This window comes from Paenibacillus filicis (assembly GCF_038070315.1).
In the GTDB taxonomy this organism is placed as follows: domain Bacteria; phylum Bacillota; class Bacilli; order Paenibacillales; family NBRC-103111; genus Paenibacillus_G; species Paenibacillus_G filicis.
The window spans coordinates 155,018-167,966 of sequence record NZ_JBBPCC010000015.1; the positions used below are offsets into that span (position 1 = coordinate 155,018).

General features: G+C 49.0%; 10 protein-coding genes. 7 read left to right on the plus strand and 3 right to left on the minus strand.

Translation table 11 applies throughout. From position 1 onward, the window contains the following. Nucleotides 1–48: 48 nt before the first annotated feature. The 3 genes from WMW72_RS21875 to WMW72_RS21885 form a co-directional block, all read right to left on the minus strand. On the minus strand, nucleotides 49–942 hold the full coding sequence (locus WMW72_RS21875; protein ID WP_341417692.1) for a DUF2167 domain-containing protein: 894 nt from the start codon (nucleotides 940–942) through the stop codon (nucleotides 49–51). 360 nt (nucleotides 943–1,302) lie between these two features. Then, nucleotides 1,303–1,980 (minus strand): nitroreductase family protein, encoded by a 678-nt coding sequence (locus tag WMW72_RS21880; RefSeq protein WP_341417693.1) that lies wholly within the window; start codon nucleotides 1,978–1,980, stop codon nucleotides 1,303–1,305. Between the two features lie 146 nt (nucleotides 1,981–2,126). Next, nucleotides 2,127–2,645: an RrF2 family transcriptional regulator gene (locus WMW72_RS21885; protein ID WP_341417694.1), complete on the minus strand. Its 519-nt coding sequence runs from the start codon at nucleotides 2,643–2,645 to the stop codon at nucleotides 2,127–2,129. Nucleotides 2,646–2,947: 302 nt separating this feature from the next. Between WMW72_RS21885 and WMW72_RS21890 the strand changes: the two genes are divergently transcribed. From WMW72_RS21890 to WMW72_RS21920, 7 genes are all read left to right on the plus strand, one after another. Then, complete coding sequence (locus WMW72_RS21890; protein ID WP_341417695.1) at nucleotides 2,948–4,720, plus strand: glycoside hydrolase family 2 protein; 1,773 nt, start codon at nucleotides 2,948–2,950, stop codon at nucleotides 4,718–4,720. 32 nt (nucleotides 4,721–4,752) lie between these two features. Then, complete coding sequence (locus tag WMW72_RS21895) at nucleotides 4,753–5,673, plus strand: carbohydrate ABC transporter permease (RefSeq protein WP_341417696.1); 921 nt, start codon at nucleotides 4,753–4,755, stop codon at nucleotides 5,671–5,673. Between the two features lie 22 nt (nucleotides 5,674–5,695). Further along, nucleotides 5,696–6,529: a carbohydrate ABC transporter permease gene (locus WMW72_RS21900; RefSeq protein WP_341417697.1), complete on the plus strand. Its 834-nt coding sequence runs from the start codon at nucleotides 5,696–5,698 to the stop codon at nucleotides 6,527–6,529. 102 nt (nucleotides 6,530–6,631) lie between these two features. Beyond that, on the plus strand, nucleotides 6,632–7,975 hold the full coding sequence (locus WMW72_RS21905; protein ID WP_341417698.1) for an ABC transporter substrate-binding protein: 1,344 nt from the start codon (nucleotides 6,632–6,634) through the stop codon (nucleotides 7,973–7,975). An 81-nt stretch (nucleotides 7,976–8,056) separates the two neighbouring features. After that, a complete protein-coding gene (locus tag WMW72_RS21910) occupies nucleotides 8,057–9,862 on the plus strand; it encodes a cache domain-containing sensor histidine kinase (RefSeq protein WP_341417700.1) in 1,806 nt (601 codons plus the stop codon). Next, nucleotides 9,855–11,441 carry a response regulator gene (locus WMW72_RS21915; RefSeq protein ID WP_341417701.1) on the plus strand — a complete coding sequence of 529 codons (1,587 nt, stop codon included), beginning with the start codon at nucleotides 9,855–9,857 and terminating at the stop codon, nucleotides 11,439–11,441. Before WMW72_RS21910 ends, WMW72_RS21915 begins: the two co-directional genes overlap by 8 nt. Before the next feature lie 178 nt (nucleotides 11,442–11,619). Then, nucleotides 11,620–12,822 (plus strand): MFS transporter, encoded by a 1,203-nt coding sequence (locus WMW72_RS21920; protein WP_341417702.1) that lies wholly within the window; start codon nucleotides 11,620–11,622, stop codon nucleotides 12,820–12,822. The last annotated feature ends 127 nt before the right edge of the window (nucleotides 12,823–12,949 follow it).

Consider the following 12,949-nt stretch of genomic DNA (forward strand, 5'->3'; position numbering starts at 1 on the left):
GCCCGTTCTCTCGAGAACGGGCTGACCCATGGATAAAGCTTCGTTCCGCTACACCGGCGGCGTCTGGTCTTGTTGATCCTGAGACGGAGCTTGCGCAGGCTCCGTTTTCTTTCGGGTGAATAGCTTTTTAATAAAGGCTAGGATGACTCCGAAGAACGCAATAATGACGATGAAAAACTTTTTGCCCAGCAGAGCCAGGGTAGCCAGCAAGCCTACCTTCTTGGCTACGGCTAAGCCAGCACCGCCCAGAATCAGCGCGCTTAGCCCGTATTCCGAGACTTTATCGGTGGACGCATCGAACTCCTCATAGCGCTGTCCAGCTTTAATCTCCAGCTTACTTAAAATTTTGTCGGTCAGTACTTTCTTGTCGGCCTCACGATGCTCGGGGTCCGAGATCAGGATCGCCGATACATAGCCTTTTCTCGTCAATAAGCGGACATTATAGTTGAGCAGCTGATCCTTGTTGTCATCCTCCGCCAGCATAGACCAAGTCAGGTTATGCGTTTTATCGTCATAAAAGGGCTCTACATCCCAGCCGGTCACATACAGACGTTCTCCAGGCTGCTTATCCTTATTGGCTTCTTCCGTTCCTTTTTTGTAGCTTTTCAAAATACCCTTGGCATCTATTTTTTTCTTCTCTTCATCTTTAATATAACCGGATTCTTCATATTCGAAAATCACGGACCAGGTCTGATTCTCATCCATCGGATATACGCTTCCGATCTCCCTGCCGGACGGTGCATCCCCATTTTCTTTATTCATTTTCATCGTATTCGCCGCATCCAGAAACAAAAGGGACGGGTCCAGATCCAACGTCGCAATTTGCTTCAAATCTACTTTTTTCCCGCCCTCGATCCAATTGTACTTCGTTCCCGCGGCCGATACTGTGCTTCCTACCAAAAGGGTTAAAGCGATCGTAATTCCAATCCAACGTGTCTTCATCTGCGTGATCCTCCACTTTTTGATTATCTCATCTGATTTTCCTCTGGCCTTGCCTCATAGGACTGTCGTTCTCATACGACAGGGTCCAATTGCCTACCCCTTCCTTTCATCAAATTGCGCCTTAATTCCCATTCCATAGAGAGTCTGTGATAGGTTATGCTGTTCAAATCCTTATTTATTTAGGACTAAAGCATCTATTACTTACCATAAATGGATAAATTTATTGATTGGCACTTTTATTATGTCGGCCAGGCATGGACTATTTGTTAGGTTTTCATTTGTGAATATTATGTGAACGAACAAAAAACAGCCCGTAAATCGCTCTATCCAGAGCAAATTTACGGGCTGCTTATCGGTCTATTAATATTTATTCCACGTTAGAATTTCATCAAGAGGGAGACGCGTTTTGGGATAACTTGCTTTCACGCCTTTACCAATAGCGATGAGCATAACCGGTACATAGTTCTCCGGCACACCGAAGGCTTCCACGAACTTGTCTGCATCATAGCCCCCCATAGGTACCGTGTCATACCCTTTGGCTTTTGCCGCCAGCATCAGCTGCATCGATACCAGACCACCATCGGTCGCAGCAATTTTTAATGAACGAGTCTCAGAAAGATTCCCATAGTTCTGATGAATTCCCGCGACATATTTGGTTTTCACGTCTTCGTTCATTGCACCTAGCTTCACCAATCCGCTGTAAATACGATCGGCATTTTTGTAGGCCAGCTTATCGGCAAGCACTGCAATCACGGCCGAAGCATCAAGGACCTGCTGCTGGCTAAAAGCGATAGGGAATAATTCTTGCTTGGCAGCTTGATCTTGAATGACAAGAAATCTCCACGGTTGAAGGTTGGACGAAGACGGCGCTAGAGCCGCTGCCTCCAAAATCTCCCGAATCTCACTTTCCTCGATCTTGAAATTCGGATCGTAATGCCGAATGGAGCTTCTTTCTCTGACTAAGTTCAGGAAATCTGCAGTCACAGCATCCTCCCTTTTCTCCGCCGTCGCACCCACTATTGTTTGTTCTTCAGCCATGATGTCTCTCTCCTTTTTACTGTATATATGTTAGGAACAGTTTACTCTAAACTGATCCTCCTACAGGAACAGTATAATGCGTAACTGTATCTCCGTCAAGAACAGTTAACTCAACGCCAACTAGCTTTTAAACTGCTGCCGGTTATTCACTTATTAAGCAGATCCGCCAAGGTTTTTTTCCTTAGTCCGTCCGTGATCCATCCTTCTATTTCGTCGCGAAGTTCTAATAAGCCACTTTCAATCGAAGGCGTCCTGCACGCTGTGTTTTCCATACAGATGAAGCCTTTCGTGAGAGGCTCGGCTTTGATGGCCTCGTAAACCTCCATCAGAGAAATATCCTTTGGATCTTTGACTAGCGTATAGCCGCCCTCCCTGCCTTCTTTCGCTTGAATGATTTCTGCCTTCACGAGATGAGTTAATATCTTTCTTAAAAAGGAAGGCCTGGATTTCATCTTCTCAGCAATTTTACCGCTAGGACAAAGTTCATTATGGTCGGCAAGGATAAGGAGGATCTGAAGGGCTAATCCAAACCATCTTGTACTGGATATGCTGTCGGTCATTGTTCTCTCCTCGTCATTAAAAAAATAAACACCTCTACAAAAACGCAATGTTTTTGAAGGTGCTCCTTTCCTTACGGGCCTGCGGCCTGCAAGCTCACTTCCCATGTTAACACGATTTGATAACAATTGCACCCCTAATGCGCCGCGGCCATTCCTTCCATGAAAAAACACCGCCTTGCTTCGTGACGATATGTCGGAGCGTACTATTTCATGTAACAGCTTTTTCGAGAAAGAAAAGCTGCATATTTTACTTCATTTCGAAAAAAATTGACTACTTCTCCTCACATTTTATGGATTATTTTCCCATGTAAAAATATTTTAAGGATCGGTCATTTCCCTTCCTTGTCACGGATTGCCGGGCAAGGTTTAATAAGTCCATACGATCTAAGCGAAAGGAAGTTTTCAACATGAAGCAGCCGGCGAATTTCGTCGATCATCTCCATAACCCTTCTTATCTCGACCCGTACTTATCCAAGCCTATTACGCATCAGAGCATGATCTATGACAACGGGAGAGACAAAGAATCCCTGAACGGCTTCTGGAATTTCGGAATCGATCAATATGATACCTGCCTGAGAGCCAAGTGGTTTGAAGAGAATTACACAGATGCCGAAGGCCGGACGAATCCGATGGATTTCAGCTTTGACGAATGGGAGAAAATCAAGGTTCCCTCATCCTGGAATACGCAGCAGGAGAAGTTCTTCTATTACGAAGGCAGCGCGGTATATACCCGTACTTTCCGATACATCAACAACGGCGAAGAGCGGGTTTTCATCAAATTCGGGGCGGTCAACTATGACGCCAAAGTCTTTTTGAACCGGGAGTATCTCGGCTTTCATAAGGGCGGCTCCACTCCCTTCTTTATCGAAGTGACGGGGCGATTGAAGGAATCGAACCGGATTCTCGTCGTGGCCAACAATACGCGCAAGCGTGAGCAGGTGCCCAATGAGAATACGGATTGGTTCAACTATGGCGGCGTGTACCGGGATGTGGAGATCATCCGGCTTCCCCAGACTTTCATCAAGGATTTCGTGATCCAGCTCGTACCAGGCAGCGAATTTTCGAAAATTAGCGCAGCATTCGCCGTTGATGGGCCGGAACTTCAAGGCGAAGGTAACCTGACGATCCCAGAGCTTGGCATCTCGCTATCGATACAAGCCTTGAACGGCAAGGGAACGGCTATCCTCGATGCGCAGCCGGAGCTGTGGAGTCCTGAAAACCCCAAGCTGTACGAGGTTACCCTCACGTACGGGGAAGACAGCATCCGCGAGAAAATCGGATTCAGGGAAATCCGTGTAGACGGTACCGACATCGTGCTGAACGGCAAGCCGATTTATCTGAAAGGCATCAGCACGCATGAAGAGAGCGTCCCGAACGGCAAGGCGATCTCAGACGAAGAAATTATTGAAAACTTCAACCTGGCCAAGCAAATGAATTGCAACTATATGCGGCTGGCGCATTACCCTCATACGGAAAAAGCGGCCAAACTGGCCGATGAGATGGGCATCATGCTCTGGGAAGAAATTCCCGTGTACTGGGCAATCGAGTTTGACAATGAGGATACGTATCAGGATGCCGAGAACCAGCTGACCGAGCTCATCCAGCGAGACCGCAACCGCGCCAGCGTCATCATCTGGTCTGTCGGCAATGAAAATGCGGACACGGAAGCCAGGCTCAAGTTCATGAGCTCTCTGGCTATGAAAGCCAAGGAACTCGACCCGACCCGGCTAGTCTCCGCGGCCTGCCTCCTGGATCATGACAATCATGTGATCGATGACAGACTGGCGGAGTACCTGGATGTGATCGGTGCCAATGAATACTACGGCTGGTACCAGACGGATTTCAACAATCTGATCACGCTGTTCGAGAACAGCAAGCCGGATAAGCCTGTCGTCATTACAGAGTTCGGCGCTGATGCTAAGGCCGGACACCGGGGTACCATCGACGAGAAGGGAACCGAAGACTGCCAGCTCGACATTTACAAGAAGCAGGTCGATGTCCTCGGGAAAATTCCTTATGTCAAAGGCACCAGCCCTTGGATTTTGTATGATTTCCGCTGCCCGCGCAGGCTTCATCCGACGACCCAGAATTATTACAATACGAAGGGGCTGCTCTCCGAGGACAAGAGCTACACGAAGCCGGCCTTCTATGTCATGCAGGAGTTTTATAGCAACAAATAGCCTAGACAACGAATCATGTGAGGTGAAACCCTATGCAAACCGAACTCAACCGCAAGGAGCCGCGGGTGCGAATAAAGAAGGAAAGAGAAGAAAATCTCGCCGGTTACATCCTGATCGCGCCGATGATGATCGGACTCATTGTCCTAACCATCCTTCCGACGCTCATCACTTTTATTCTAAGCTTTACGCAGTGGAGTTTTATCTCCGGTATCGATAAAATCAAATTCATCGGCTTTCAGAACTATGTGAAGCTATTCGATGACCCGGTGTTCCAAACTTCGTTTAAAAACAACCTGATTCTGCTGCTGGCGGTTCCCGTTCAGCTGCTGGTCGCCCTGGCGCTTGCCGTGGTGATCGATAAATTCGTCTATTTCAAAAACCTGATGAAGGTCATGTTCTTCATGCCCTACATCTCTAGTATTGTCGCAGTTGCGATCGTCTTCCAGCTGTTGTTCCATCCGTCCCATGGACCTGTCAATCAAACCTTGAGAGCCCTTGGTATGGAGAACCCGCCCAAGTGGCTGGCGGACGTTCACTTCGCCCTTCCGTCGGTGATGATCATTCTCGTCTGGGTCGGGATCGGCTTCTGCTTGATCGTGTATCTGGCTGCCCTGCAATCCATTCCCAAGGAGCTGTATGAAGCCGCTGAGATCGATGGCGCCGGACCGGGGATGAAGTTCTGGAGAGTCACAATGCCGCTCGTATCGCCGACGACTTTTTTCCTTATGGTTACCGGTTTGATCAGCAGCTTCAAGTCGTTTGATATTATCAAAGTATTGACCGACGGCGGTCCTTCCAATTCCACTTCTGTCGTCACCCATTACTTGTACAATACAGCCTTCGAGGGCTTGAAAACCGGCTACGCCTCCTCCATGGCATTGATTTTGTTCGGATGCGTGATGCTCATTACCATCGTTCAATTATACGGTCAGAAAAAATGGGTCAATTACTAATTTACATTAAGCGGGGGTTGTTATGACAAAGAATTACAATCTCGGGAAAGTGATCTCCACGGTGCTTATGCTCATCCTGGGTTTGGTATTTTTGATGCCCTTCCTATGGATGATCTCGGCTTCCTTCAAACCCGAAGTAGATGTGTTCAAGTATCCGATTGAGTGGATTCCGACGAACTGGCAGATCGTGGAGAATTATAAAGAAGTGTGGCTTGGCGAGCATTCCTTCTCCCTCTACTATTGGAATACGATCAAGGTGACCTTGCTTACGACACTGGTGTCCGTTATCGTATCCAGCATGGCGGCCTATGGCTTTTCCCATGTGAATTTCAAAGGAAGGAACGCCCTGTTCGTCGTCGTACTCATGACGTTCATGGTTCCCAACTTGTCGATTATCGTCCCACAGTTTATGATTCTCAAGTGGATGAATCTGATCGACACGCATCTTGGTCTTATTCTTGTGGGCTCCTTCTCTGCGCTAGGCACGTTCATGCTGAGACAGTTTTTCCTGGGTATTCACAAAGAGCTGCTGGACGCCGCCAGAATGGACGGAGCCGGACAGTACAAAATGTTTACAACCATCGCCCTTCCGCTCGTCCAGCCGGCCTTGGCCACTTATGCCATTCTGCGGTTCATTTGGACCTGGAACGATTACTCTAACCCGCTCGTCTTCATCAGAAGCCATCATCTGGAGACGGTACAGATCGGCATCCAGAAGTTTGCCTCCGAGAGCGGTGTCTACTACTCGCTGATTATGGCAGGAACGGTATCAGCCATCATCCCGCTGATCATCATCTTCATTATCGGACAAAAACAAGTCATCGAGGGAATCGCATTGGGCGGCGTAAAAGGGTAAAGATAGTACAAAAAGAGTAAAAATAGGTACTTTGATCGAATACCTCGTGATGTTAAAGTTCAGATATCCATTGATCCATAGACAAATAGGGAGGGTTTTTACATGAAGAAGCTGGTCACACTCACTGCATCCGCTGTATTTCTGGCAAGCGTTCTCACAGCTTGCAGCAGCTCCACCTCACCGTCTGGCGAGTCCAGCAAAGATGCTGGCAGCTCCGGTGGGAAGTCGGGGGATGTCACAATCAAATTTATTAACTGGGAGCCGCCTGCCGTCTACCAGCCGGCGATCGATGCCTTCGAGAAAAAGTATCCTCATATTAAAGTTAAATATGTTCCGCTGGTCGAAAACGATTCCAATGAAACCTTGAAGAAGCTCGACATGATGTATGCATCGGGAGAAGACTTTGACGTCTTCTCGCTCAACTCAACGCCAAACTTCAGCCAGAGAGCGTCCAATGGGATGCTCGAGCCGCTGGACAGCTACATCAGTAAGGAAGGCGTGAAATACGAGGACGAGTACAAAGCCGAGCAGATGAAGGTAGACGGGAAGCGCTATTCCTTGCCGGGCAAGTTCGGTCCATGGCTGGTCCTGCTCAACAAAGCCGAGCTGGATAAAGCGAACCTGCCGGTTCCTAGCAACTGGACATGGGATGACTTCCGCGAGTATGCCAAGAAATTAACAAGCGGCGAAGGCGCCAACAAGCAGTACGGAGCACACTTCCATTCCTGGAAAGACTACCTGCTGCTGCGCAAGTACAGCGCAGCAAGCAACCAAGGCATTATGAATGACCAAGGCACGGCAGTGGATGCAGATAACCCACTCATGAAGCAATCCCTGCAGCTCCGTTATGATATGGAGTATGTCGACAAGTCCGCAACTCCTTACCAGGATGTCATTACGCAGAAAATTCCTTACCGGGATCAATATTTCCAAGGAAAAGCACGCATGGTACCAACAGGTTCATGGATGATTGCCGAAGCCGGCGGAACGGAAAAAATCCCGGCAACGTTCGTCTCGGCCTTCGCTCCATGGCCTACCAACAATAAGGGCGACGAGATATACTCCTTCGGCGGTGCCGACTCGCTGGTCATCTCGGCCAAGTCCAAGCATAAGCAAGAATCCTATGAATTTATCCGATTCTTGTCGACAGAAGGAATGGCGCTGACGAAGCAATTATCCGCCTGGAAGAAAGCCGATCTGGAGAAGGAAATCGATGCGATCATCGCGTCTACCAAAACCCCTGACAAGATCGACAAAGCTTCCCTGATGAACGCGCTGAAGGTAACCAAGCTGCCTAACCCGCCTACCGTGGTGCCTTACAACTCGGAAATCGAAAAAGCATATATCGCGGAATCGGAGGCTTTCCTGCTGAAAGTAAACGATCTCGATACGACGATTAGCAATATCAAAACCAAGCTGAAGAAAATTGTCGATTCAAATAAGTAATCAGCTACGTTATACTGATGAGGAGGATGTCTTAACCGGCATCCCCTTTTTTCATTCACCTTGAAGAACGGAGGCCTTGTCATGAGACTCATGAAGCTCCCGGCCATGAGCTGGAGGCAAAAGCTAATTACGACCTCTCTGCTGTGCCTGGTTCTGCCCTCCGTGATTACCCTGGCTCTAACCGGTATGCATACGAAGAATGAATTCAAGAAGAAGGCTTTCCTGAAGGCGGAGCAATCGCTGGAGGTAGCCGATCTCTACGTGACGAATCTGGTCCATGATATGATTACCGCCTCCAATTCCGTCCAGTATGACAGCGAGATGATTACCCATCTGCGGACCTCGTATACGAAATACAACAGCGATGACTCCAAGGCACTCGATATGTTCTCCTTCAAACGGATTACGGAGCAATTGGAGACGATTACCCTGTACGGCGAGAAAACGTATATGACGATCCTGCTGCCGAATGGACTTTATTTCACCAATTATTCCACCTATAAGGCCGATCTGTCCAGCATGTATCAACAGCCGTGGCTGCAGGAGCTGTCCAAGGCTCCGATCAATACGACCTACTGGCTGGGCAGCCAAACAAACTATGTGCCTTCCGATGCAGACAAGCATAAACATCTGATTACGATCATCCGGACGTTCCAGCTGTATGCGAACAGCCCCAATGCATATATTATGATCAGCAAGCCGGAGGACCAGTTTCATCAGATTTTCAGCACCTACGAGCCCGATCAGATCATCATGCTGAAGGATGCCGCGGGCAAGGTGCTCGCGCAAACGGACGACCGGCTGATCGGTCAAAGTATTCCCTCTCCGCTCACTAGCGGCGATGAAGCTTCCTTCCGCTGGAATGAAGCTGATTACTTTGGCGTCAGCCATCCGCTGCCGTTCGCCGGCTGGACGCTTCAGAGCTTAATGAGTTCCAAAGACGTGATCGGCAAATTCGGCAATTTCATTAATTATATTTTCATCCTGCAAATCTTATTTTTCGTCGTGTTCTCTATCGCGATGTTCTACTTGCTGAGGCAGCTCACCAATCCGATTACCCGGCTGGCCAAGACAGCCCGCAAGGTCGAGATGGGCAGCCTGGATGTACGCTCCAAGATCCACGGCGAGGACGAGATCGGACACCTGGGCCTGTCCTTCGACAGCATGCTGGACCGCATCAGCAATATGGTAAGGCAGATCGAGTGGGAGCAAAACCGCAAACGAATCGCGGAATTGGAGCTTCTGCAAGCTCAGATTAATCCGCATTTTCTATTCAACACCCTGAATTCGATTCGTCTGCAGGTCATGATGAAGGGCGAGAACGAGATTGCCAAGATCATTGAGTCTCTATCGACTCTGCTGCGGATGACGATCAATCGGAACAACGAATTTCTTCCGTTACATGAGGAGGTCAGCACCGTAGAGCAATACATTAAGCTGATGAATTTCAGGCATCTGGAGGAGGTTCGATTTACCGCCAATCTGGCTTCCGATACGTTATTGAATCCGATTCCCCGCTTTACGCTACAACCCTTAATTGAGAATGCTTATATTCACGGATTACAACAGAAAAACGGCGAGATCTCGATTTTTTCGCGAAGACAAGCGAACTCGCTTTATATAACCGTTCAAGATAACGGCAAAGGCATGACCGCAGAGGAATTGAGAGAAGTCATGAAACTCTTTGAAGAGAAGGTCGAGGAAGGCCCTCCGAGCCGCTCCCGAGCGAACATCTCCGGGATCGGACTGCGCAACGTTCATGAACGTCTGAAGATTATTTATGGTTCCGCTTATGCGATTGAAGTGGACAGCTCGCCCGGCAACGGCGTGACCCTTACGATGAAATTGCCACTGTCTATGAAGGAGGATGAAACCGGCCATGTATAAAGCCTTGATCGTCGACGATGATGTGGCGGTACTTACGTTTCTAAGCAAAATGATTCGTTGGGAGGACTACGGGTATCAATTGATCGGCGCTTGTACGAATGCTCTGGATGCTCTGGAACTAAGCAAGGACCATATGCCGGACCTGATCATCACCGATATAGGCATGCCCGGCATGGATGGGATTGAATTTATTAAGACCGTCAAGCAAACCGACGAGCATCCCCGCTTCGTTATCTTATCCTGCCATGACGACTTCAAATTCGCTCAACAGGCCGTCCAGCTAGGCGTGCAGGAATATATCCTGAAGGAAACACTCCATATCGAAATCGTGCAGGAGCTGCTCGAACGCGTCCATCACCGGCTCGAAGAAGACAACCGCCTGCAGAAGAAGGTAGAAAAGCTGCATTTCCAAGCGCTGCAAAGCAAGTCGGTCTGGAAGGAACATTGGCTGCGCGATTTTCTGACGACTCCCCTCCCCGAAGAAATCAAGTGGCGGGAGCAGCTCGCCGAATATGGGTTAGACCTGAGCCTGACCCATTTTGTTCCCGTTGTCTGCCGCATGTACCGGTTTCAGGACGCCATAACCCGGTATCAGAATGAGGACATGGTGAAATTTATCATCTGCAACGCCCTCGACGAGCTGCTGCAGAGTGAGCCCGATGTGCTCGCTTTCTCCTACTCTGCCGAGTCCTTCTGCTTATTATTCGCCTGCCGGAAGGGCTTGAAGTCCAATCCTGACGAGTGGGTCGAACAGGTATGCAAGCAGCTGCAGCGAACCTTATCCAAAGTATTGAAGGTTCAGGTTTCCTTTCTCGTCGGAGAGATCGAGCAGCATCATGCGGCGATTAAGCATCAGCTGCTGGGATTGCTGCAAGCAGCCGATCCGTTTTTTTACTCAGCGACGCCAGAAATCCTCCGTTCGAGTCAGATCCGGCCGCTGAATAACCCGGAAGATTTATTGCCTTTTTACTCTGAGTATACGGAGCAAGTCAATCATTTGATCATAGAGGGTAATCGAGACGTTCACCCGGTCGTCGATTCATTCATTCAATTCGTCACGGTGCGCAGGGTTCAACCCATCACGGTGAAACATTTCTTGTTCAAGCTGATGCTGGATATTCAGATGAAATTAACGTTCAGTCATCAGTACAATTACGAGAAAATTCAGGGCCATCTGGAGGAAATGGACAATATCAGCCAATTGAAGGAATGGATGATCCGTTTTCTCGAAGGAGCCATTACCTTGATGGACCAGATCTCGACGAAAAGCAAGAAAGCGGAGATCGTCGATGCCCAGAAGTATGTTCTCCTGCATTTGGATCAAAAAATTACTTTAGGCGAAGTGGCGGAGCGGTTGTTTTTGAATGCAAGCTATTTCAGCCGCTTGTTCAAGAAGGAAACCGGCGAGAATTTTATCGAATACGTGAATCGCATGAAAATGGAGCGGGCCAAAGAGCTGCTGAACGAGTCGAATCGTACGATTGAAGATATCTCCCAAGCGTTGGGCTATGACAACAAGGGTTACTTCGTCAAGTTGTTCAAGAGCCATTACGGCGTTCCGCCTAGCCGCGTGCATTAATTGCCGCGCGAATCCTATAGTCCATGAACGGGGATTTTCTACTGGACTCTCTAGCAAAGAGCCCTATATCTAGCAATTGAAACAATCTGAGAAAATTGTTACACTTACTTGGGCTCAAAGTTACTGTTCCGAGCCTAGTCCAAACCCGATCCTGTGGTCGAAAGGTGAACAAACTATCATGGCAGCATCAGAACCGTCTATCGTGCCAGAGGCGCCTAGTCAATCATTTCCTATTTCTTTGATCTCATTAACCGTCGGAGCCTTTGCCATCGGCATGACGGAATTCGTCATTATGGGTATTCTTCCTAATGTCGCGAACGATTTGAACGTCAGTATTTCTGCCGCTGGGCAGCTCATCACGATGTATGCGCTCGGAGTAGCGGTCGGCGCTCCTATTCTGACCGTACTGACCCACAAAATTCCTCAAAAAAAGCTGTTATATTTTTTGATGGGTTTGTTTATTTTCGGAAACATCCTTGCCGTCTTTGCTCCGAACTATGCCGTTCTAATGGGAGCACGGCTCATCACCGCCCTGACGCATGGCACTTTCTTCGGGGTAGGGGCCGTGATCGCCTCCAAGCTGGTCCATCCGGACAGACGGGCCGGGGCCGTGTCGATGATGATGGCGGGTCTTACGATTGCCAATATTATTGGCGTACCGCTGGGAACCTTTATCGGTCAGAACATGGGATGGCGTGCCTCATTCGCCACCATTGCGATTATGGGCGTGGTGACGCTGATCGGTATCATCATCTTCATCCCGAAGTTCAAGCAGGAGAAGAGTGCCGGGATGCTCCAGCAGGTTGCAGCTCTGGCCAATCCAAGGCTTCTGGCCTTCCTGTTGATCTCCGTGCTGGGAAATGCCGGCTTGTTTACCATCTTCACTTACATCACCCCGCTGCTTGTGCAAGTGACCGGGTTTGCCGAGCATAGTGTAACGTGGATACTCGTTCTCTTCGGCTGCGGAGTGACCATCGGCAACTTCGTCGGCGGCAAGCTGGCGGACTGGAAGCTGATGCCTACTATTCTCGGCATTTACTTTGCAACTTGTGTCATTCTGACCCTATTCACCGTGACCGTGTACAACCCGATTACCGCCGTATTGACGATATTCCTATGGGGTGTCGCATCCTTCGCAGTTTTCCCTGGGATGCAGGTGCGCATTATGAACCTGGCGCAGTCAGCGCCTGCCTTGGCCTCTACCATGAGCCACTCTGCGGGTAATCTGGGCAATGCAACCGGGGCTTTCATCGGGGGAATGGTCATCATCCACCTCTCTATTGCCTCGCTCCCTTGGGTTGGGGCTGTACTCGTAGGATTGGCGCTGCTCCTGGCTATTGCCTGCCTGATGTCGGATCGGAAGTACGCTGCATCTAACTGACTCTGATGAACTGCCTAGGAGCAGAATTGAAGCCAGGTCTCGTGAACAACTTCACGAAGCCTGGCTTTTGATTTGGGAACGCCTGGACTTAAGTCCAAGTCCTATATAGTCTTTAGGCGGTTTCTTC

What these genes read in the sequence shown, in the direction of transcription:
- WMW72_RS21915 (WP_341417701.1), top strand. Translation starts at nt 9,855, where the DNA reads ATGTATAAAGCCTTGATCGTCGACGATGATGTGGCGGTACTTACGTTT.
- WMW72_RS21920 (WP_341417702.1), top strand. Translation starts at nt 11,620, where the DNA reads ATGGCAGCATCAGAACCGTCTATCGTGCCAGAGGCGCCTAGTCAATCA.
- WMW72_RS21910 (WP_341417700.1), top strand. Translation starts at nt 8,057, where the DNA reads ATGAGACTCATGAAGCTCCCGGCCATGAGCTGGAGGCAAAAGCTAATT.
- WMW72_RS21905 (WP_341417698.1), top strand. Translation starts at nt 6,632, where the DNA reads ATGAAGAAGCTGGTCACACTCACTGCATCCGCTGTATTTCTGGCAAGC.
- WMW72_RS21890 (WP_341417695.1), top strand. Translation starts at nt 2,948, where the DNA reads ATGAAGCAGCCGGCGAATTTCGTCGATCATCTCCATAACCCTTCTTAT.
- WMW72_RS21885 (WP_341417694.1), bottom strand. Translation starts at nt 2,645, where the DNA reads ATGGGAAGTGAGCTTGCAGGCCGCAGGCCCGTAAGGAAAGGAGCACCT.
- WMW72_RS21875 (WP_341417692.1), bottom strand. Translation starts at nt 942, where the DNA reads ATGAAGACACGTTGGATTGGAATTACGATCGCTTTAACCCTTTTGGTA.
- WMW72_RS21900 (WP_341417697.1), top strand. Translation starts at nt 5,696, where the DNA reads ATGACAAAGAATTACAATCTCGGGAAAGTGATCTCCACGGTGCTTATG.
- WMW72_RS21895 (WP_341417696.1), top strand. Translation starts at nt 4,753, where the DNA reads ATGCAAACCGAACTCAACCGCAAGGAGCCGCGGGTGCGAATAAAGAAG.
- WMW72_RS21880 (WP_341417693.1), bottom strand. Translation starts at nt 1,980, where the DNA reads ATGGCTGAAGAACAAACAATAGTGGGTGCGACGGCGGAGAAAAGGGAG.